Here is a 21,012-nt window from a genome sequence, read left to right on the forward strand (position 1 = left end):
ATGCCAGAAAATTTAGAAGCCGAAGAACTTTCTCAATCTGAAACTTCTCAAAAAATTTCACAACAAGACCTCGTTTTTGACAAGCAGTTTTTGGAAGACCTGACCTATTGGGTAGAGACAAATAGAAAGATTGCACTTCGAGTTTTATCTTTAGTTGAAGAGATAAGACGCAATCCATTTGAAGGAACAGGTAAACCTGAAAGGTTAAAATATTATGATATGAACATATGGTCGCGGCGACTGACTCAAGTAGATCGCATTGTTTATGTAGTTAGTAATAACCGCATTGAGTTCCTTCAATCTCGCTATCATTATGGCGATCTCTAAAAGGAGAGTTCCACTCTTTCAACTGATACAATTAGTTCCAAATCCCGCCAATCCGGATGATCCGGTAGCAACTATCAAGTAGCCCTGTGCGAACTGCGTACACCAGGACGAATGAAAATGGGCATTGGGTTTTTCCCTAACCCCTAACCCCTAACCCCTGACCTCTCTTACGCTGTAGCAAACAACCCAATCCTAAAACTGCAAACGCAACAGCTCCAGTTGCAGAACTTGGTTCAGGAACTTTTGTTGTTGAACTAATCCTTAGAACTTGTCCCTGTCCTGCGCGATCGCCCTTATTCGATACATAAACTGCGCCATCGGGACCGACGGTAAGAGCAGTTGCTGACTCTAGCCCATTGCCACTCAGGAGAGTTGTACGAGTTCCATCAGGGGCTATTTGGATAAGAGACGCATCTGCGGTACCCAACCACTGAGGTACATTGGAGTATTGCAACGCATACAGATTACCTTTAGCATCAAATTCTAAATCCGTGAGTTGAGTAAAACCTTCGGCAAAAACCGTGACTTCGCCATCAGATGCGACTCGTAAGATACGTGCTTTTCCTACTGGAAAAGGAAAACCCGTGTACTCACTAACATACAAAGCACCATCGGGACCAAATGAAGCACCTGTCGGTACTGATTCAATCTCGATTTCTTCAGGAATGCGATCGCTTGGAGGTGCTTCAGGAGGTAAAACCTGTCCCGGTCTAGGGGTTGGAAAGACGGGATTGGATATCTTTTGCTTGGGAAGTACAACAAAAGATTTCAAATTACTACCGTCAAGCCCTACAGTTAATACATTATTAGCAGCTGCATCAATCACATAAGCAGTATTCTCCTTTATCGCCAGGGCATAAGGATTACTAGCTATCTCACCACTGACATCAAGGACATTTCCCCCATCAGCATTATTAGCCAATTCATACTTTGCAAAATTAGCAATACTTGTTAGCGAACCCGTTTGAAAATCTACTTTATAAAGTTGTCCCCAACCAGGAGCGCTTTCTGGAAAATCTTTGATGGTGGGATTACCGCCATACCCAATTAAAAGGTAAGGATTTCCCATAGCATCAAATTGTATGTCTTGAGGACCTTCTCCCGTACTTCCACCGGGTCTTAACGCTACAGACGGTAAACCTTCCAATATGCGCTCTTGTTTACCATCTTTCACTCTTGTCACTGCACCAGTTGTACCTACACAAGAATCAAGACCTTCCAAACTAGGTCCAGGAATGCATCTCCCATCCCCTCCCACACCTGACTCTGTAATGTAAAGACTGCCATCGGGACTAAAGTTAAGACCTCTTACATTATTGAGCTTATCAGCAACAACGCTGAATGAAGCAGCTACTACAGGTTGAGTTCCAAAAGCCGTAGCAAAACCGAATGCAAGAATTGCAAAGCTTATAGTTGATTGAGATAGAAGTGACAAACGCATACAATAATTTATCGTTAAAAGGACAAGAAGCTTTTGTGTTAATTAAAATTTTTAAACATCTGTACTTTTTAGCAAAAAGCATATAGGATATTTATGACTAGTAGCAATGAATTTCTTTTCGATTGACTTGATATTTTTTTTGTTTTTATTTTCTGTTTTCAATCTAAATTCAAAATTTCAACTACAAGTAAGGTGGGCAATGACCACCCTACATTGCTGAAATTTTTTTATAAATAATTTAAGATTTCCATCCCTAGCTTAACTTTTATAGGACTTATGCATACTCTACGAATTCTTGGCGCTCTTGGCGTCTTGGCGGTTCGATAAATCAAGGTTTCTAGCAATTTTTCCGTAAGTCCTGTTTTAAATTATGATTCTTTGAATGTTCCTTCATATTTCATAAGATGTAGGGTGTTTATCCTGAAGACGTACTTTGATTCATTCACAAGATTTACTTCATCAACTTCTACATTACTGAAGCTCATTCACTAGAAATATATACTTTTAGGCATTTCCTGAACTCATGATTTTGCAATAGAATTATTGCAGTTCTAAGAAAACAGGACTTTTGTCAAGCCAAGCACACTCTATCTGTAACAAGCAAAAAATAACAACTTTATGATGCAGGAGCAACTTGAAGATATAGAAATTCAATTGCTATTAGAAGGTATATATCGTTACTATGGATTTGACTTTAGAAACTATGCTTTAGCTTCTATCAAACGTCGAATTTGGGGAACGATTAAATCTGAAGGATTAACTAGTATCTCTGGATTGCAAGAAAAAGTGCTTCACAATCCCGAATGTATGGAGAGATTCTTATTTAATCTTTCAGTTAACGTGACTAGTATGTTTCGTGATGCTAGTTTTTTTCTTACTTTAAGAAAAAAACTAGTGCCCTTATTACGAACGTATCCTTTTATTCGCATTTGGCATGCTGGATGTTCAACTGGTGAAGAAGTTTATTCTATGGCAATTTTGCTTCATGAGGAAGGGCTGTATCACCGTTGCAGACTGTATGCAACTGATATCAACGAAATTGTTTTAAAACAAGCAATATCTGGAATTTTTTCACTTGAACTCATGCAAAACTATACTCAAAACTATTTGCAGGCAGGTGGTCAAAAATCTTTTTCAGAATATTATACTGCTGCATACGATAATGCTATATTTTCCTCTTATCTCAAAGAAAATATGGTCTTCTCACAACATAACTTGGCTACAGATAATTCTTTTAATGAATTTCATGTCATTCTATGTAGAAATGTATTAATATATTTCAATCAATCTTTACAGAACAGAGTTCATAATCTTTTTTACGAAAGCCTTAATAGATACGGGGTTATAGGTTTGGGGCGTCAAGAAACACTCAAGTTCACACCACACGAAAAAAACTATGAGGTATTAGACATTGATGAAAAGATTTATCGTAGAATTAGTTAGTAGTTAGTGGTTCAATGACCTTTAAACTTATTGTTATTGGAGCATCTTTAGGGGGTGTCAGTGCCCTGGAAGTTTTACTTGCAGGGTTGCCGAAAAATTTTCCAGTTCCTGTAGCTATTGTTCAACATCGTCACAAAGATTCTAATGATGATAAATTGAGATCTGCCTTACAACAATACAGCCACTTGGCGATCGCGGAACCCCAGGATAAGGAAGAGATCTTACCGGGAACTGTGTATTTAGCTCCTGCTGATTATCATTTACAGGTAGAAGGGAGAAATAATGCAATACCTCACCCTTACTTTTCCTTGTCTGTTGATGCTCCAGTGACCTATGCAAGACCATCTATTGATGTCCTCTTTGAAACGGCGGCGGATGCTTACGCTGATAAAGTCATTGGCGTACTCTTGACAGGCGCAAATCATGATGGTACACAAGGACTGGCAAGAATTAGAGCGCGAGGTGGCAAAACAGTGGTGCAAGAACCGTCAACTGCCTATTGTGCAATAATGCCCAAAGCTGCTATAGCGGCTGACGTTGTGGATAAGAGTCTCCCCTTAGCAGATATTGCCCCTTTCTTGGTGAAAATTTGCCATATTTAACAAACTTCTTATTTTCTTCTTTGTATAAATAAAGTTATGAACTAAAGTCATTCATAAAAAACGCAAAATTTATAACTTAAGATAGTGTGAATAAACGAACTATAGGCGTCACAGTCAATAGAAAGACTTCAAAAAGCCTGATTTTATTTCTTAAAGCGTACTGATTACGATGTCATTAGAACCAAAAGTTAATGTTCTGCTGGTGGATGACCATCCAGAAAATCTGCTGGCCTTAGAGGCAATTTTAGACAGCTTAGGGCAAAATCTGATAAGGGCTACATCAGGTGCGGAAGCACTGCGACACCTTCTCAATCAGGATTTTGCCGTCATCTTATTGGATGTGCAGATGCCAGATATGGACGGGTTCGAGACAGCATCGCTTATTCGGCAGAGAGAACGTTCGCGCCATACACCAATTATTTTTCTCACAGCTTATAGCACCAGCGACACTATGGTGTATAGAGGTTACTCTGTTGGTGCAGTGGACTATTTGTTTAAACCTATAGAGCCAGAAATTTTAAAGTATAAGGTATCGGCTTTTGTAGACTTGTTTCAGAAAAGCAATGAGGTGAAGCGACAAGCCGCACAACTGGCACTAATGAATGCTGAACTGAGAAAGCGTGAAGAAATGTTTCGTTCGTTAAGTGTTTGTTCACCTGTAGGAATTTTCTTAACAGATACATTAGGTAAATGCACTTACACTAATCCTCGCTATCAAGCTATCTACGGTATGACGCACGAGGAGAGTTTGGGCGACGGTTGGACGTTGGCAATTCATCCACAGGATCGACAACAAGTTATTGCCGATTGGTATGCTGTATCTAGTAAAGGGCAGGAATATAAAGGAGAGTTTCGCATACTTATCCCTAGCAGTATTGAGCGTTGGGTACTTATGTCTTCATCCCCAATGCTTTCAAACGAAAAACAGGTCATTGGTTATGTTGGTACGGTAGAAGATATTACAGAGCGAAAAAAAGCTGCAGAAGAACACATCAAGCTAATTCGCGAGCAAACAGCAAGACAAGAGGCTGAAACAGCAAATCGCCTGAAAGATGAATTTTTAGCAACCCTTTCCCACGAACTTCGCACGCCACTGACTTCCATACTTGGTTGGGCGAGACTATTGCGCCAGAGAAAATTAGATGAAAAAGCTATAGTTCGTGCATTGGAAACGATTGAACGCAATGCGGCTTTACAAGCGCAACTCATTGATGACATTTTAGATGTTTCGCGAATTATACGCGGTAAGTTGCAATTGAATCTTGCACGAGTCAATTTAGCATCTGTGGTTTCAGCAGTTATAGATAGCGTTCATCTAGAAGCTGAAACTAAAAAGATTCAACTAGAGTATGTTGTTGAATCCACTCATTCAGAAGCAGCAGAAACACGGGGACAAGAAGACGAGGAAAACGATCCAGTACAACTTGCCGTGTCGTTGCGTCTTGCCCTCTCTACTTCCTATTACGTCTTGGGCGATCCCAATCGCATACAGCAAATCGTTTGGAATTTAATGAATAATGCACTCAAATTCACCCCAGAAGGTGGAAAAATTCAGGTCCGATTATCAATGGAAGAGGGAAGAGGAGGATTAGGAATTGGGAATAATTCCCCATCCTTAGTCCCCAATGCCCAATCTCCAACTTATATTCAAATTACGGTTAGTGACACGGGAAATGGTATCAGCCCAGAGTTTTTACCCTATGTCTTCGATCGCTTCCGGCAAGCCGATGGCAGTATCACCAGAAACCAAGGCGGATTGGGACTGGGGCTGGCGATTGTACGTTACCTAGTGGAAATGCATGGGGGAAGCGTTCGTGCAGAAAGTCCGGGATTAGGACAAGGAGCGACTTTTACTGTAAGGTTACCCCTTTTAGAAGGAAAAGACACAGTAAAAAAGGAGACAGGGGGAGAGATGGAGGAAAAAAAGTCTTCCATCGCTCCCACTTCCCCCAACCTAGAATCTAAAGTCAACTCTAGCGACCCTTTCCACACCCTCAGTGGCTTACAGGTGCTTGTCGTTGATGATGATACTGATACCCGAGAGTATGTCACGACAGTATTGCAACAGCATGGTGCTACCGTCACAGCTGTTGCATCGGTTCGTCAAGCACTTTCAACTATTGAGAAATCACCGCCCGATGTATTAGTGAGTGATATTGGAATGCCTGAGGAAGACGGTTACACTCTGATTGACAAGTTAAGAAACTTGGAACCAGAGATAGGAGGACAAATACCAGCGATCGCACTAACAGCGTATGTTAGAGAACAAGACTGCTATCGAGCGTTGGAATACGGTTTTCAAGAGTACGTCACCAAGCCAGTAGAACCAACTCACTTGATTAATTCAGTGACAAAGCTCATTCAACGTAAGAGTTAATTGGGCATTGGGCATTGAGTCTGCATCTACTAACAACTAACAACTAACCACTAACAACTAACCACTAACAATATCTGGAAAAACTTCTTGCACTGCAGGATGAACTAAGTGGTGGTTCTGCACGTTCACACCTTTTGCTAATGCTGGGTTTTTCGCTAGTGCTTCTAATCCTAAATTTGCTAACTGCAATACATAAGGTAGGGTACTGTTATTTAGGGCTTGTGTTGATGTCCAAGGCACGGCTCCTGGCATATTAGGAACGCCATAGTGTACTACGCCTTCTTCTAAATAGACTGGGTTAGTGTGGGATGTAGAGTGCAGTGTCTCAACACAACCGCCTTGGTCAACAGCAACGTCTACAATGACGGAACCAGGACGCATCTGTTTGACCAAACTGCGTGGTACGAGTGTGGGTGCTCTACGTCCCGGTACTAAAACTGCACCAATAAGTAAGTCAGCATCTTTAACTGCACTTTCAATATGCGCGGAGTTACTGTATAGCAGTTCGACTCTAGAACCAAACAAAGTTTCTAAATAAGAAAGGCGTTCGACGTTAACATCAATAATCTGAACAGCAGCGCCCATACCTACGGCAATCTTAGCGGCTTCTGTTCCTACAACTCCGCCACCTAAAATCACAACTTTGCCCGGTTTAACTCCAGGCACACCTCCTAGCAAAACTCCTCGACCACCTGAGGCTCGCTCTAAGAATCTTGCTCCAAATTGTACGGCTAATCGACCGGCAATAACGCTCATGGGTGTGAGCAAGGGAAGCTTGTTGCTACCTGACTGTTCTACTGTTTCATAGGCGATCGCAGTCACGCCACAATCTATCAAATGTTCGGTTAACTTTCTGTCTGCAGCTAGGTGCAGATAGGTGAATAAAATTTGTCCCTTCTGTAAGAATTTATACTCACCTGAAAGCGGTTCTTTGACTTTGATAACTAACTCCCGATTCCAAGCTGCATCTGGTGTGGAGACAATTGCTGCACCTGCGTTCCGGTAATCCTCATCTGTAAAGCCTGCACCGACACCTGCGCCTTGCTCTACAAAAATGTTGTGACCATTTTCCTTCAAGACTCTAACACTAGAAGGACTCAACCCGACTCGAAACTCTTGGTCTTTCGTTTCTTTAGGAATGCCAATTTCCATTGACTGCCTCTTATGACTTTTTTAGATTTTGTCAGTCTCATTCTTGGTCTGTTGAATCAATAACTACAATTTGACCCGAACTTACCCTGATATCACCTAATGTACTTCAAACTTTTGTTATTGACGATCCCCAAAGTCCTTCTACAATAAAAGAAGAATCGTAAAGAAATGTGAACGCGATTGATGGGCAATCGGCAATCGGATTTGAATAGCTCTCACAATGCCCGATGCCCAATGCTCTATTCCCAATGCGCCATTCCCCATGCGATCAAACCAAAAAATTTTTGTATAATATTTAACTTGCCAAAAAGAGGGTTTTTAAATGATGACACAACCACAACCAAGCGTTACTCCCAAGCTAGAAGAGCCAAAGTTTGGATTTAATGAATATGCCGAGCGTTTGAATGGTCGAGCTGCAATGATTGGCTTTGTCCTTATGGTAGTGATTGAGTATGTTACCAATCAAGGGGTATTATCCTGGCTTGGTTTAAGGTGACCAGTGACTAGTGACCAGTGACCAGTGACCAGTGACCAGCTAACGGTTACTCATTACTGATTACTGGTGACTCTACTTTACAAAAGTATAATGAAGAAGAGGCTCTCAAGAAGAGCGTTGTTTTTAATTGGGATATTCTTAGTATATTTATAGGAAAAATTAACACCGAACAAACTTAAGCTGTATGAATATTATATTTCCCCGTTTTGTGAAATCAGCCTACCGTAGAGAACCAATCATCAGTGTTTTGATTACTATGGGAATCGTAGATGCAGTGATTGGTGGATTTAATGACAGTTGGTCGTTGTTTGTAATTGGCTTAGGGACAGCCGGCGTAACGCTTGCCTACAGATTGTGGCGCGTTCAGCAACGGCCTCCCTTACCTGAAGAACCTGTCGTACAACATTACTTAAGCGATCGCTCGTCAAGTTCTGCCTTACCCATGCTCACAGTGTCTAAGAAAAAACCGCCCTATTCATAAATTTTTCATGTTGACTTGGGGAGTTCTTGCTGGTTTTAAGCATTATGCTCCTCTATTTTACATGACAAGGTATACTTAAAAACACAGTAAAAATTCTATTGTGTCAAGTATATGTTTTTGTTACGAAAAAATAAATTCGCCAAAGAAAACCTTGGCTCTAACTTGTCTGGAGAATGCACTCCCTCTTTGAGAGAGAAAACTTTTCCATACAAGTGGTTAGTGAATCTAAAATCTAAAATTTTCTCTACAAAAAATTTCATAATGCTGCTGGGTGTAGCAAGTGCTACTGCTGTTGCTCCTCTATGTCCAATTTCTTCTACCGTTCTTGCTGAAACTCAAGTTATATCTCAAACTCAAGCTATACCAGTTCCCGAACCATCTACTAACTTTACCAATCCACTATTGCTATATAGTTTTAGAGAAAATACGGGAACAATTAAATCTCTTGCCTTCAGTCCTGATAGTAAAATTCTTGTCGGTGGCGGGGCGGAAAACGAGGGAATTATCCGTATGTGGAATACGTTAACTGGTAAAAAAATTGCCATGATTAACAGAGCACACAAGACATCGGTGGAATCTATATTGATTTCGCCAGACGGTCAAACTTTAGCAAGTTGTAGCTCTGACAACACCATTAACCTTTGGAATTTGGGCAATAATCGGTTTACTCGTTCTTTTGTGGGGCATACCAGCAATGTGCTATCCCTAGCAGTGACTCCAGATGGTAAAATCCTTGCTAGTGGTGCGTTAGATGGTATCAGGTTGTGGGATTTGCTACAACAGCGCCCGCTTGCAACGTTGGTGCGCTTTGACAATTTTATTTATTCACTAGCAATTAGCCCTGATGGTCAAACACTTGTCAGTGGAGACAGAAGAGGTACTATTAAGTTTTGGGATTTAAATTCTGGAAAATTAATTCGCACAGTTCCAGATGCTCATTTGAACGCTATCACCAAAATAGTTTTTACCCCAGATGGAAGTAATTTTGTGAGTGCTAGTCGCGATCGCACAATCAAAATTTGGGATACTAACACCGGAACACCCGTTCGTACTCTAACAGGGCATAACAACTGGGTTAATGCAATTACCATCAGCCCCAACGGGCAAACCCTTGCAAGTGCGGGCAGAGATGGAATTAAACTGTGGAATTTAACAACAGGTGAGTTATTAAATACACTTTACGGGCATACCGATTGGGTGAGCAGCATTGCTTTTAGTCCTAATGGAACAATGCTTGCTAGTGGGGGATTTGACAGGAGAGTTAATATTTGGCTGGCTCAATAGAACCACTTCTAAAGCAGGGATGTAGAAATCAGCGCTCGTGTTATGGGTGTTGCTGGTGTAGCTGATTTTCCAAGGATATTCGCGTAAAATTTTCGGCATATCATGGGGTTGTTTATTGTATCCTTGGAAAATTAACATTAACGAGGTCGATTCTCTCGCCCGCGATCGATGTGTAAAATAACAACATTATACTCAAGAATAACGGACTCGCTCTCACCGGGCGCAAAATATGCGCCATGATTGATAAGTATAGAGAGTTCAAACAGGAGATGATCTGATGCAATCAGCGTTACGGATCGAAACCAAAGTTCTACCAGGCAACAAGATTGAAATCAACCTGCCTGCTGATACTAACTCAACCTCTGTCGGACAAACCATTGAGGTGATAGTTCTGCTACCTGAACAGAAGTCAGCCCAAGAAAGGCAATCTATTTTGCAACTGCTTGAAGAAATCCACAAACAGCGTCCCGTTGGCAGAAGTGTAGAAGAAATCAATCGAGACTTACAAGCAGAGAGAGATGCATGGGACAACTAACTCTGACAAATGCTGCACGTGTATATATCGATACGGTAACGGTTATTTACGCCGTTGAACAGACTCCAACTTACGGAGTGTTACTGAATCCCTTATGGAATAATCTTCAGGCAGGAAATATTGAGGTTTTTAGCAGTGAACTAACTTTGATGGAAACCCTAGTTGTGCCAATTAGAAACTCGGATACATTTCTAGTTAGTGCTTATGAGCGATTGTTGCGATCGTCCCAAATGCAGTTGATTCCAATTAGCCAAACTCTCTTGAGAGAAGCAGCAAAGCTACGCGCTATCACACTTTCTTTGAGAACACCCGATGCCATCCATGCCGCAACTGCGATCGCAGCAAGCTGCACCCAATTTCTCACCAACGATCGGCAACTAAGAACAGTCACAGGCTTACCTGTAGTAATTTTAGATGAGATTCTGACACCATAAGCGATCGCTACTCCCTTCCCGCCCAAAGATTACCTATCTAAATGAACCGCAAAGACGCAAAGAGCAAGGGAGTAAGAGGAACATACGATCAATAGTCTTATAGCGGAAAGGGAGTAATCGGTAAAGCGCAGATATGATATGAAGTAAGCAACCCACTGCTTAAAGCAGTGGGCTTCAGCTAAACCCAGTTTAGTCGAAGCCAAGCGAACCCTCCTATCAGCTTTAAACAAGCTGGGTTTACATTAAGTGTTAAAGTTCTTACCTTGGGATACGAAGCTAGTTCCAAGCTCTAAAACCAAGTAATTAAACAGACGTAATGGTTTAAAGTCAGTGTTACTTGGAAAGTACCGGGTGTAAACAAAGTCAAAGCTCACATTACCCGAAAGGAGGGACTATGTCCAAAGTTTTTGTTTTAGATACAGAGAAAAAACCACTCTTACCTATTCATCCTGCTACCGCAAGACAACTTTTAAGAAATGGTAAAGCAGCAGTTTTCAAAAAATTTCCTTTTACCATCATTCTGAAAGTGACTTTCACAGAGAAATCAGTTCAACCTTTGAGGTTAAAGATTGACCCTGGTGCTAAAACAACAGGATTAGCAATTGTTAACGATACTACTGGTGAAGTTGTATTTGCTGCTGAACTGCAACATTGAGTTTTTACGCCACGCTTCAAAACTCAATTTCGTGGGTTTCCGCCTTGGGGGTGTTATGAAAATCGACCAATATTTAGGTTGAGGAATATTGATCAAGGTTCATGGTCGATAGTCGATTTTGCTACCCTGACCTTTTCAGGGACTGTACCGAAATTTTACTGAAATTTATGAATCTTTTTTACTTAGTATTTTCCAGGATATACAGACTACTTATATCATCTTCGGCTAATGATAGGTAAGATGATGGTAAATTTCGATCCTAGACCAGGTTGGCTGTGAAGTATAACTTCCCCAGAGTGGGCTGAAGTAATTGCCTTCACAATTGATAATCCCAAACTAGCGCCATCAGAACGACTATTTGCAACACGGGCAAAACTCTCAAAAATTTTTTGTTGGTCAGCAAAAGCGATACTCTCTCCCGTATCCCTCACCCAGAAAGAAACCCTGCTATTTGTAATAGCGGAGCCAATGGCAATAGTGTCAATATTTTGTGTACGTTGTGTAGCATTTTTTGCCAGATTTATAACTGCCTGAATCAGCCGTTGGCGATCTATTACAATCTGACCTTTGGCAGTAGCATCCAACAGCCAGTTGCGCTGTGCCAAAACTTTCGCCTTGGTAAACAATTCCTCAGTCAAGAAACCAACATCAACTGTTTCTAGCAGCAAAAAGTCTGGGCTTTCTATCTTTGCTAGTAAAATCAGGGCTTCTACAAATTGGCTCATGCGGTCTAACTCATCCAGCACTAATGCCAGAGTTGATTGTACCTCTTGTGGGTTATCACCCATTGATTCTAGGTATCCTCGAATGATGGTAATGGGTGTCCGCAGTTCATTTCCAGCATCATTGATGAAGTTACGCTGGCTAGTGAACGCTGCTTGCAGCCGATCCATCATCTCGTTAAAGGTGGTTGCTAATTCTGCTATCTCTCCTTGTCCCTGGAATGGAATGCGCTGTTGCAGATCGGATTCGCCGATGGAGCGCGTGGTAGCTATCAGGACTCGCAAGGGAGTCAGTATCCGTCCAGAAGCGACCCAAGCCAGCATTAGTGCTACAACCAAGACAAAGCAACTTACTTGGACAACAACCATCACAGCTTGTAAGGCTTCTGCACGCTCATCAGCTATTGTGTGAGCTACCACAAATACCCCTAGGGTTTTTCCATTGATTTTGACTGGTTCCGTTAAGTAAATGATATTCTCAATGGCAGGATCGGGAATTTGTTTTTCACCTTGTTCTGGTCGAGTTTGTTTTGCCCAGCGCCGCATTAGTTCTGAATTTTTTGCTAATGGTTTTGGTCTACCTCTGGGACTGGATCTATAAAATTCGCCATCTAAAATTGCAATCAAATAGTTCTCGTCTTCCGGAAGCCGATGAGATAAAAATGCATCAAAGATTTTTTTTAGGTCTTGTTTAGAGGATGGACGCTTAAAAGATTTATCTACTAATAAAGTCGTTTCAGATTCTTCTGTTTCAGACTCTTTTATATTCTCTGGATTTCTTTCTGCTTGGTCAGGTATGGATTCACCGTTAACCAGAACCGTAAATGCTTCCATCTCTTTCCTCAGTTCCCTGCGGACTCGTTCATCGACACGGCTGTACAGAAGCAAACGAAACGCGGGGATTGAGACTGTAAATATAAAAACGATAATCAATACATACCAGAAGAGAATGCGGGTTCGTGCCTCTCCTGAGAACTTTTTCCAACCCCTAGATAGGTCTTTCGGCATGCTTGTTATCTACTCTCGCGATCTGTGAAAGTTGGAAGTTATGGGACTTGCTCGCAACTTCTTTCCTCTTCTCACTCCTGATACGTACCCCCAGCAATAGCTTTGTGAAACTTGTCACTACTATACAAGCTCAGTAATCTAAACTTCAAGAACGCACCTGTAGGAACCAAAGGCTCTTACATTGTCACCATGCTAAATACCCAAATGGAGTGGGGTGGGCGTCCTCGCCTGCCCTCTCTAGAAAGTACGTCCCTGCCCTCTCTAGAAAGTACGTCCCTGCCCTCTCTAGAAAGTACGTCCTTGCCCTCTCTAGAAAGTACGTCCCTGCCCTCTCCGGAAGTACGGGCGGGGACGCCCGTACCACAAAGTCAAAAAGAAGCTACAGCAAATACAGCAACCCGAAAAGGATAATCCAAATCACATCAACAAAGTGCCAGTAAATTTCGGCTGCTTGTATGCCAAAGTGATGTTCGTTGCTGTAGTGACCTTTCTTGAAAGATCGCCACAAGACAGCAAGAATTGCTAAAACACCAACAGTTACGTGCAACCCGTGAAAGCCGGTTAAGACGTAAAATGCGCTGGCAAACAAATTAGTATTCAGACCAAATTCTAGATGAGTGTATTCATACACCTGTCCTACTAAGAAAGTAATACCCATTGCAGCAGTAACTGCCATCCAAAATTGCGTTCCTTGTACATCATTCTTCTTGATTGCGGAATCTGCATTGTGAATTACAAAACTGCTAGCAATTAGGTTAATTGTGTTAACTCCAGGTAACAATAGTTCCAATTCAGGTGTACCTTCGGGAGGCCAAACAGGGAGTGTTGAACGGTAAGCTAAATAAGCCCCGAACAACCCCATAAAAATCATTCCTTCAGCAACCAAGAACACGAGTAAACCAAATATACGATGGTCTGGATGTTCTTCATGATGAGCATCTACAGTTGCCGTATGGTGATAATTTAGGTCAGCCTTCGCTGGATCGATGGTTGGACTTTGCATGAATTTCTAGTATGTATAACGTTATCAAAGAAATTTTGGATTTTAGATTTTAGATTTTGGATTGAATTTAAAATCTAAAATCCAAAATCCAAAATCCAAAATCCAAAATTATTATTTGCGTTCTTCCAAATTGGAAGCTATGGAGGGATATGGCTCATTGGGATCGGCACGCAATACCGAACTTGGACCCATCGACTTATTGGGATCGGGATCTTGTAAGGATGGATCTTGCTTGAGGTTTTCTAAACCATAGTCATAAGGTCCGGTCGCTAAGACTGGAGTTTTGTCAAAATTTTCTATGGCTGGAGGTGAACTTGTCATCCACTCTAGGGTAAGTGCTTTCCAAGGATTGTCACCTGCTTTGGGTCCGTACATCCAACTCCAAATAACGTTGAAGATGAAGGGGAATGTAGAAACCGCCAAAATGTAAGCACCATAGGTGCAAATTTCGTTGAGGAAAGTTAACGCAGGATCGTACTGTGCGATTCGTCGGTTCATACCTAACATCCCCAGTTTATGCATGGGCAAGAAAGTTAGATTGAGACCAACGATTGTCAGGGCAAAGTGAACTTGACCCCAAAATTCGTTCAGCATTCGTCCTGTCATTTTGGGGAACCAATGATAAAACGCTGCATAAATCCCCAAAACACTACCACCAAACAACACGTAGTGCAGGTGTGCGACCACAAAATAAGTGTCGTGGACGTGAATATCAAAGGGTACTGCTGCTAGCATCACACCACTAATACCGCCAATCACAAAAGTCCCAACAAAACCCATTGCGAACAGCATGGCAGTACGTAAGTGGATTTTTCCACCCCACATGGTACCCAACCAACTAAAAATTTTAATTCCGGTAGGTACGGCGATAATCATGGTGGTGATCATGAAGAACATCCGCAGCCAACCGGGGATACCACTGGTGAACATATGATGCGCCCACACAATCAGTCCCAAAAAGCTAATTGCCAAACTTGAGTAGGCGATCGCTTTATAACCAAAAATTGGTTTGCGGGAATGAACGGGGATCACTTCAGAAATTACCCCAAAGAAGGGCAAAATCATAATGTAAACCGCAGGGTGGGAGTAGAACCAGAACATATGCTGGTACAAAACGGGATCGCCACCACCAGTAGGATTAAAAAATGTTGTGCCTGCAAGCAAGTCAAAGGACAGCAAGATCAAACCGGCTGCTAGCACTGGAGTGGAAACCAATACTAGTGCTGAAGTTGACAGCATTGCCCAGCAGAACAGAGGCAATTGAAAAAATCCTAAACCTGGAGCACGCATTTTCAGGAGAGTGACGAGGAAGTTCAGCGCCCCCAAAATTGAGGATGTCCCCAACAACAAGACGCTAATAATCCAGATTGCCTCTCCCACTTGACCGGTGACCAAACTTAACGGAGGGTAGGAAGTCCAACCTGCATCTGGTGCATCACCTACAGCTAAGCTGGCAATTAACAAGATGCCTGCAGGAGGAATAATCCAGAAAGCTACAGCGTTGAGGCGTGGAAATGCCATATCCTTTGCCCCAATCATTAAGGGGATCAGGAAATTAGCAAACCCCGCACCTGCTGGCACAATCCACAAGAAAATCATGATTGTGGCATGCAGGGTAAACAAACTGTTGTATACCTCTGGGGTGACAAAATCCACTTCTGGGGTTCGCAGTTCCGTGCGAACCAAGTCAGCCATCACCCCACCAATACAGTAGAAAATGAATGTGGAGACCAGGTATTGAATTGCAATAACCTTATGGTCAGTGTTAAAGGAAAAGTAATCTCGCCAGTTTCTCTGCCCTGGTTCTTCTATGCGGGCTGCAATATTGGCTGTTTCTTGAATTTGCGCTTGTGTCATAGAAAGTATTTTGGTTAGTGGCGTAGGACGGGCGTCTCGCCTGTCATCGTTAGTGGTTAGTGGTTAGTGGAAAAACTAACTATGTACGGGCGCAAGGCATTGCGCCCCTACTAACTACTAACTCTTTACTAATTGTGGATTTGATGTAACAACTCAGGCTGAATTCCCATGTTATGAGTGTAAGGAGTCAGGAATTCAGAAGCAGATAATTCAGCAGGATTCACAGCAACTGCTTTCTTTAAATCTTCATTACTGGCTACTTGCTGTTCTTGCAGCCATTGCTGAAACTCTTCTGGTTTTTGCACAATAACTTGTGATCTCATTGCCCCATGGTAGGGACCACAGAGTTCGGCACAAATTAGTGGATACTGACCTTCTTTACTGGGCGTCAAGCGAAGCTCGCTTTGTCTTCCGGGGATCGCATCTTGCTTTAGACGGAATTCTGGTACCCAAAAAGCATGAATAACGTCGTTGGCAGCAATATTTAACTGGACTTCACGTCCTACGGGAAGGTGCATTTCACCAGTGGTGATCCCGGTTTCTGGGTAGGTAAAAATCCAAGCGTACTGCAAACCTGTAACATTAACTACAAGTGCGGGTGGTTTACCTTCATTTCCGGGTGTTGGTCCAATTGTGGGAGCAACACTCCCTACACCAGGAGCATTCCGGAGTTGAGGAATTTGGTCGGAATTGCGAATTTCTGCTGTGGCTGGATCTTGCATTGCTTCAGCAGCTTTTTCCTGGTTTGTATTGGGTTCGGTGCTTGTCGCGGTATCGAATAAAGTTGCTGCTATGGCTGCCCCAGGCATTCTCATTGCTTGTGGGGTCACGGGAGCGTCATGAACGGCATGGGGATTAAAACCACCCATTTCGTTATAAACGTCAAAGCTGTAAACAGATATACCAATAACGATAAGAGCGGGGATCGCTGTCCACAGGATTTCTAATGGTACGTTCCCATGTACTGGAGAACCATCTGAATTATCGCCTGCACGACGGCGATATTTAATGACAGAGTATACTAGGACACCTTCAACAATGAGAAAGATACCAATAGATACGGTCATCATCGCATTAAACAAACCGTCAACTAAAGAAGCTTCCTCTGAGGCTGCTGTTGGCAGGAGTCCATGATTTGTTCCGTACCACAGGCTGACTAGGGTCAGCACTATGCCAATGAGTAACGTCCAGATTGTACTTGGAATTTTCACGGGTTTCTATGTTAGTGACTTTACGTTGGATCGATCGGCATACTCAATTACTACACTAGTTCAGCCTAAGTGACATAGAGAGTAAAGGTGTGAAATTTTTATTAATTTTTAGTTTAGGCTAATGAGAAGAAGGGCAGAAGGCAGATGGGAGTCTGTCTCCTGCATAGCTAACTGCCTTCTTTACTCAACATCACCAGCTAACTCTTGAACTGAACTTCAGCAGTATCAGCTAATGTCGGTGCTGTAACAACGCCAGAATAGAAACTTGAGGAAGGTTGCTTGGCAATAATTGGCAGAACCTCACGGACATGGGTAGCAACCAACATCGTTGTCCGGTCATAGGTTTGAGTTATCAACTTTGGATAAAAACCAATACTGATAATGGGAACTAACAGGCAAAGCGTAATAAATACCTCGCGGGGTTTGGCATCCCCAAGATATTCTTCAATCACTAAGTTTGAATCTGGCTGTCCGTAAAACACTTGTCGCAGTAGATCGAGCAAATAAATTGGGGTCAAAATTAGCCCTACTGCGGCTAACAGCAGTACCATAACTTTGAAAGCCGGACTGTAAACAGCACTCGTTGTCATGCCTAAAAACACCATCAACTCACCGACAAAACCACTCATTCCAGGTAGTGCTAGAGAAGCCATCGTACTGGTGGTAAACAGAGCAAAGGTTTTGGGCATGATTTTCGCCATTCCCCCCATTTCGTCCATCATTATGGTATGTGTACGTTCGTAAGTCATACCGGCAAGAAAGAACAAGCTAGCAGCAATCAAACCATGAGAAATCATCTGTAGTAAAGCACCATTGATACCAAGGTCTTCATAGCACGCAATGCCAATCAGCACAAACCCCATGTGAGCTATCGAAGAATAAGCCAAACGCCGCTTGAGATTTGTTTGAGCATAAGCACAGCAAGCACCGTAGATAATGTTCACCACGCCTAAAATCGCCAGCACTGGGGCAAATGTGACATGAGCATCGGATAGCATTTCCATGTTGATGCGGATGAGCGCATATCCACCCATCTTCAACAACACGCCAGCGAGAATCATTGAACCGGGCGCTGATGCTTCACCATGAGCATCAGGTAACCAAGTATGTAGGGGAAAAATTGCTAGCTTTGTACCAAAAGCAATCAAAAACCCTGCATAAACAACTAACTCAAATGCTTTTGGATAATGTTTCATTCCCAAAGTTACCATGTCGAAGGTGACAGTATCTCCAGAGAATGCCATTGCAAAACCTGCTACCAGTATAAAGATTGAGGCAGTGGCTGTGTAAAGAATAAATTTAGTAGCCGCATATCGCCGCTTTTGACCTCCCCATATGGAGATAAGCAAGTACACTGGCACTAGTTCTAGTTCCCACATTAGGAAGAATAGCAGCAAATCCTGGGAAACAAACACGCCAATCTGAGCACTGTACATTACCAACATCAGAAAGTAAAACAAGCGTGGCTTTTGGCGAACATTCCAACCTGCAAAAGTTGCTAAGGTAGTTACTAAACCTGTTAGTAGCACTAAAGGCATGGAGAGACCATCAACTCCCACAGACCAATTCAAACCTAGCTGCGGTATCCAAGAATACTTCTCTACCAGTTGTAATCCAGGATTTTCTAAACTGTAATTACTGTAGAAGGCATAGCTTATTAGAGCTAGCTCCGTTATCCCTATTCCTAAAGCGTACCAGCGAATAGTTTTGCCATCTTTATCTGGGATGAATGGAATGGGTAAACAAGCAATTAATGGTAACAAAGTGATTATGCTCAGCCAAGGAAATCGATCGCTCATGATCTTGGTTCCTTATAGTGAAAGTATACACAGACTTTTGATGGGCTTCTAGATACCCGACTTCTTAAAGAAGTCGGGTATCTAAAAAAGCACTAATAGATTGCCAATCTTATTTTGAGAGACTGCAGAAACCTTGAATCAACCTATTCAATTAAGGTTTTAATTGACATTTGTAGCCGATGGATATTTGTTTATCATTAACTAAACTCATGCTTCTTTCCATCACAAAAATTTCACCCGCAACTTCAACTATGACCTCATAGACCAGAGCACTTTCTTTGCCAGATTCTAAATCGAGTCTCATCATAATTCTTTTCCTTTCCGTTAATGTGGCGCTTACAGACAACAGATTTGTCAAAGAATGGGAAATAAAGTACATCAATCTCACTTGGCACATCTAGAGTTCACAGAGCAGAATTTACAGAATAGATGAGCCTGGAATATTAGCCAAGTGATTGTTACCCTTGATTGAGAGTTATGTAAAGAAGCTTAGGTTTAAAGTAGTGACAAATCCGTGACAAAATCAGAACTTTTTCTAAATTTGAATAATCGGAAATTTTACCTAATTAAAAATTTAGAGTTATGATGGTTGCAGAGTTCTGATTTTTTATCTACACAGAAGGGAGTAAATTTTTATTTATGAGGAAAATATTGTAGGCGATATGCAGTATCTAATAAGATCGCTTCATTGAGATTTTGGGAAAAGGTTTTTTAGTGAACTTGTGGACTAGAGGTCGAACAGCAGGAATATTTAAGAAAACATTAAAGCAATTAGAAGGAATGCTACCGATCGCAATCAATTCCTCACAACTTGAAAAATCTCTAAAACTTCAGGCTAAAAGTAGCTGGAATAGTTCAAAGTATATGGAGAGACTATCTCCAACCCTAAGCGATTACGCTAAGGTGGAGATAGGGAGGCACTTGTGTGCGGGGTGTCCCCTGTTGAGCAAAGTGTCTGTTCCGTATTGACAAGTTGGAACATAAAATAGCTCCTAGAAGTGGGCAAAAGGTATCGTTCATGAGCGAATTTGTCCTAGAACAACAAAGTACAACAGCTGCGCCTCAACAGATGCCACAGGAACGAATTCGTCGCTTGGTGTGGCATCTGTGTGCCGCCACTTTAATTTTGATGGCTATCGGCAGTGCCACCCGCGTGATGAATGCTGGGCTGGCTTGCCCTGATTGGCCTTTGTGCTACGGGGAACTGGTGCCAACCAAGCAGATGAATTTTCAAGTGTTCTTGGAGTGGTTTCACAGGCTAGATGCAGCATTGATTGGGATCGGCGCGATCGCACTTGTAGGAATATCCTGGTGGTACCGTCACTTCCTACCTCGCTGGCTTCCTTGGGGATCGACATTTGCCTTGTTTCTCATAGTTTTCCAAGGGGTACTGGGCGGACTCACTGTGACAGAACTATTGCGATTTGATATTGTTACTGCCCACTTGGGAACAGCACTGTTGTTTTTTACTACCCTTTTGGTGATTGGCAGTACACTTACCCCCTATCAGGGAACTGGAACTGTTGGTTACTTACCGTGGGTGGGATTGACAGCCGCTGTTTTGGTGTACGCGCAAAGTATACTAGGTGCCTTGGTAGGCTCTCGTTGGGCGTTACACCAGTGTTTTGGCGGCTCGCAACTCTGTGCCGTTATGTATAGCCATATTATTGGCTTAGTGCCGCCAACAGTAGCAACATTGGCAGTCGTGTTTCTCTCTTGGCGTACACCAGCATTGCATCCGGCTCTACGGCGACTGGCAAATATAGCTGGTGGATTGCTCATCCTACAACTTCTGTTGGGAGTTGCAACATTTCGGTTGCATCTTCAAGTTCAACCACTTACAGTCTCTCACCAAGCTGTAGGAGCTTGTTTACTGGGTAGTTTGGTGGTTTTCACAGTTTTAGCAATACGCGACTGGGCTAGTAGCCGTGGGATCAACTCTTACCCAGAGAGCGCCAACGCAAACTCTACAGGCTAATTAGCTACTGGCGCTCATTAATTTTAGATTTTAGATTTTGGATTTTGGATTGAGAAAGTCTTGCTTGGACTTAATTTCACCCAACTATCTGTCGTATTCTTTTTCCAAATTGGTGTGACTTCCAAAACCAAAATCTTAAACCCAAAGTTCTAAGTTTGAGCATGAGAAGCAGATCAATTTGTTGAAACATAAGGAAATAGTGCCAAA

At 42.3% G+C, this 21,012-nt stretch carries 18 protein-coding genes and 1 pseudogene; 11 read left to right on the forward strand and 8 right to left on the reverse strand.

Annotation, left to right across the window (positions count from 1 at the left end):
- Positions 1–327 carry a Txe/YoeB family addiction module toxin gene (locus tag WA1_RS34160; protein ID WP_017743549.1) on the forward strand — a complete coding sequence of 109 codons (327 nt, stop codon included), beginning with the start codon at positions 1–3 and terminating at the stop codon, positions 325–327.
- Between the two features lie 136 nt (positions 328–463).
- On the opposite strand, the gene WA1_RS34165 is transcribed toward WA1_RS34160, so the two are convergent.
- Positions 464–1,768: a ScyD/ScyE family protein gene (locus tag WA1_RS34165; protein WP_017743548.1), complete on the reverse strand. Its 1,305-nt coding sequence runs from the start codon at positions 1,766–1,768 to the stop codon at positions 464–466.
- Positions 1,769–2,386: 618 nt separating this feature from the next.
- On the opposite strand from WA1_RS34165, the gene WA1_RS34170 reads away from it, so the two are divergent.
- The 3 genes from WA1_RS34170 (at position 2,387) to WA1_RS34180 (ending at position 6,190) form a co-directional block, all read left to right on the forward strand.
- Positions 2,387–3,211: a CheR family methyltransferase gene (locus WA1_RS34170; RefSeq protein ID WP_017743547.1), complete on the forward strand. Its 825-nt coding sequence runs from the start codon at positions 2,387–2,389 to the stop codon at positions 3,209–3,211.
- A 14-nt stretch (positions 3,212–3,225) separates the two neighbouring features.
- Positions 3,226–3,813, forward strand: a complete 588-nt coding sequence (locus WA1_RS34175) for a chemotaxis protein CheB (protein WP_017743546.1) — start codon at positions 3,226–3,228, stop codon at positions 3,811–3,813.
- Positions 3,814–3,982: 169 nt separating this feature from the next.
- A complete protein-coding gene (locus tag WA1_RS34180) occupies positions 3,983–6,190 on the forward strand; it encodes a hybrid sensor histidine kinase/response regulator (protein WP_017743545.1) in 2,208 nt (735 codons plus the stop codon).
- A 57-nt stretch (positions 6,191–6,247) separates the two neighbouring features.
- On the opposite strand, the gene ald is transcribed toward WA1_RS34180, so the two are convergent.
- Complete coding sequence (gene ald / locus WA1_RS34185; RefSeq protein WP_017743544.1) at positions 6,248–7,342, reverse strand: alanine dehydrogenase; 1,095 nt, start codon at positions 7,340–7,342, stop codon at positions 6,248–6,250.
- A 325-nt stretch (positions 7,343–7,667) separates the two neighbouring features.
- Here ald and WA1_RS55755 point away from each other — a divergent pair, with 325 nt between their 5' ends.
- The 6 genes and pseudogenes from WA1_RS55755 to WA1_RS34210 form a co-directional block, all read left to right on the forward strand.
- Positions 7,668–7,838, forward strand: coding sequence for a chlorophyll a/b-binding protein (locus WA1_RS55755; protein ID WP_026134662.1), 171 nt, complete (start codon positions 7,668–7,670; stop codon positions 7,836–7,838).
- Positions 7,839–8,022: 184 nt separating this feature from the next.
- Positions 8,023–8,319, forward strand: coding sequence for a hypothetical protein (locus WA1_RS34190; protein WP_017743542.1), 297 nt, complete (start codon positions 8,023–8,025; stop codon positions 8,317–8,319).
- A gap of 261 nt (positions 8,320–8,580) precedes the next feature.
- Positions 8,581–9,603 carry a WD40 repeat domain-containing protein gene (locus WA1_RS34195; RefSeq protein ID WP_148662822.1) on the forward strand — a complete coding sequence of 341 codons (1,023 nt, stop codon included), beginning with the start codon at positions 8,581–8,583 and terminating at the stop codon, positions 9,601–9,603.
- A 277-nt stretch (positions 9,604–9,880) separates the two neighbouring features.
- A complete protein-coding gene (locus tag WA1_RS34200) occupies positions 9,881–10,138 on the forward strand; it encodes a hypothetical protein (RefSeq protein ID WP_017743540.1) in 258 nt (85 codons plus the stop codon).
- On the forward strand, positions 10,126–10,572 hold the full coding sequence (locus tag WA1_RS34205; protein ID WP_017743539.1) for a type II toxin-antitoxin system VapC family toxin: 447 nt from the start codon (positions 10,126–10,128) through the stop codon (positions 10,570–10,572). The genes WA1_RS34200 and WA1_RS34205 overlap by 13 nt, the downstream gene beginning before the upstream one ends.
- Before the next feature lie 394 nt (positions 10,573–10,966).
- A pseudogene (locus WA1_RS34210) lies at positions 10,967–11,224 on the forward strand (RRXRR domain-containing protein); the annotation flags it as partial.
- Between the two features lie 218 nt (positions 11,225–11,442).
- On the opposite strand, the gene WA1_RS34215 reads toward WA1_RS34210, so the two are convergent.
- The 6 genes from WA1_RS34215 to WA1_RS58325 form a co-directional block, all read right to left on the reverse strand.
- A complete protein-coding gene (locus WA1_RS34215; protein WP_051077049.1) occupies positions 11,443–12,957 on the reverse strand; it encodes a sensor histidine kinase in 1,515 nt (504 codons plus the stop codon).
- 379 nt (positions 12,958–13,336) lie between these two features.
- A complete protein-coding gene (locus WA1_RS34220) occupies positions 13,337–13,960 on the reverse strand; it encodes a cytochrome c oxidase subunit 3 (RefSeq protein ID WP_017743536.1) in 624 nt (207 codons plus the stop codon).
- A gap of 111 nt (positions 13,961–14,071) precedes the next feature.
- Positions 14,072–15,817, reverse strand: a complete 1,746-nt coding sequence (ctaD, locus tag WA1_RS34225) for a cytochrome c oxidase subunit I (RefSeq protein WP_017743535.1) — start codon at positions 15,815–15,817, stop codon at positions 14,072–14,074.
- Positions 15,818–15,945: 128 nt separating this feature from the next.
- Positions 15,946–17,028, reverse strand: coding sequence for a cytochrome c oxidase subunit II (locus WA1_RS34230; RefSeq protein WP_017743534.1), 1,083 nt, complete (start codon positions 17,026–17,028; stop codon positions 15,946–15,948).
- A gap of 197 nt (positions 17,029–17,225) precedes the next feature.
- Complete coding sequence (locus WA1_RS34235; RefSeq protein ID WP_017743533.1) at positions 17,226–18,827, reverse strand: NAD(P)H-quinone oxidoreductase subunit 4; 1,602 nt, start codon at positions 18,825–18,827, stop codon at positions 17,226–17,228.
- Positions 18,828–18,978: 151 nt separating this feature from the next.
- Complete coding sequence (locus WA1_RS58325) at positions 18,979–19,134, reverse strand: hypothetical protein (protein ID WP_169886892.1); 156 nt, start codon at positions 19,132–19,134, stop codon at positions 18,979–18,981.
- 711 nt (positions 19,135–19,845) lie between these two features.
- Here WA1_RS58325 and WA1_RS34240 point away from each other — a divergent pair.
- On the forward strand, positions 19,846–20,805 hold the full coding sequence (locus WA1_RS34240; protein ID WP_017743531.1) for a COX15/CtaA family protein: 960 nt from the start codon (positions 19,846–19,848) through the stop codon (positions 20,803–20,805).
- The last annotated feature ends 207 nt before the right edge of the window (positions 20,806–21,012 follow it).

Source organism: Scytonema hofmannii PCC 7110, assembly GCF_000346485.2.
Classification (GTDB): Bacteria; Cyanobacteriota; Cyanobacteriia; order Cyanobacteriales; family Nostocaceae; genus Scytonema; species Scytonema hofmannii.

Excerpts from the sequence above, each read along its gene's own strand:
- WA1_RS34160 (WP_017743549.1), top strand. The coding sequence starts at position 1 with ATGCCAGAAAATTTAGAAGCCGAAGAACTTTCTCAATCTGAAACTTCT.
- WA1_RS34165 (WP_017743548.1), bottom strand. The coding sequence starts at position 1,768 with ATGCGTTTGTCACTTCTATCTCAATCAACTATAAGCTTTGCAATTCTT.
- WA1_RS34170 (WP_017743547.1), top strand. The coding sequence starts at position 2,387 with ATGATGCAGGAGCAACTTGAAGATATAGAAATTCAATTGCTATTAGAA.
- WA1_RS34175 (WP_017743546.1), top strand. The coding sequence starts at position 3,226 with ATGACCTTTAAACTTATTGTTATTGGAGCATCTTTAGGGGGTGTCAGT.
- WA1_RS34180 (WP_017743545.1), top strand. The coding sequence starts at position 3,983 with ATGTCATTAGAACCAAAAGTTAATGTTCTGCTGGTGGATGACCATCCA.
- ald (WP_017743544.1), bottom strand. The coding sequence starts at position 7,342 with ATGGAAATTGGCATTCCTAAAGAAACGAAAGACCAAGAGTTTCGAGTC.
- WA1_RS55755 (WP_026134662.1), top strand. The coding sequence starts at position 7,668 with ATGACACAACCACAACCAAGCGTTACTCCCAAGCTAGAAGAGCCAAAG.
- WA1_RS34190 (WP_017743542.1), top strand. The coding sequence starts at position 8,023 with ATGAATATTATATTTCCCCGTTTTGTGAAATCAGCCTACCGTAGAGAA.
- WA1_RS34195 (WP_148662822.1), top strand. The coding sequence starts at position 8,581 with ATGCTGCTGGGTGTAGCAAGTGCTACTGCTGTTGCTCCTCTATGTCCA.
- WA1_RS34200 (WP_017743540.1), top strand. The coding sequence starts at position 9,881 with ATGCAATCAGCGTTACGGATCGAAACCAAAGTTCTACCAGGCAACAAG.
- WA1_RS34205 (WP_017743539.1), top strand. The coding sequence starts at position 10,126 with ATGGGACAACTAACTCTGACAAATGCTGCACGTGTATATATCGATACG.
- WA1_RS34215 (WP_051077049.1), bottom strand. The coding sequence starts at position 12,957 with ATGCCGAAAGACCTATCTAGGGGTTGGAAAAAGTTCTCAGGAGAGGCA.
- WA1_RS34220 (WP_017743536.1), bottom strand. The coding sequence starts at position 13,960 with ATGCAAAGTCCAACCATCGATCCAGCGAAGGCTGACCTAAATTATCAC.
- ctaD (WP_017743535.1), bottom strand. The coding sequence starts at position 15,817 with ATGACACAAGCGCAAATTCAAGAAACAGCCAATATTGCAGCCCGCATA.
- WA1_RS34235 (WP_017743533.1), bottom strand. The coding sequence starts at position 18,827 with ATGAGCGATCGATTTCCTTGGCTGAGCATAATCACTTTGTTACCATTA.
- WA1_RS58325 (WP_169886892.1), bottom strand. The coding sequence starts at position 19,134 with ATGATGAGACTCGATTTAGAATCTGGCAAAGAAAGTGCTCTGGTCTAT.
- WA1_RS34240 (WP_017743531.1), top strand. The coding sequence starts at position 19,846 with ATGAGCGAATTTGTCCTAGAACAACAAAGTACAACAGCTGCGCCTCAA.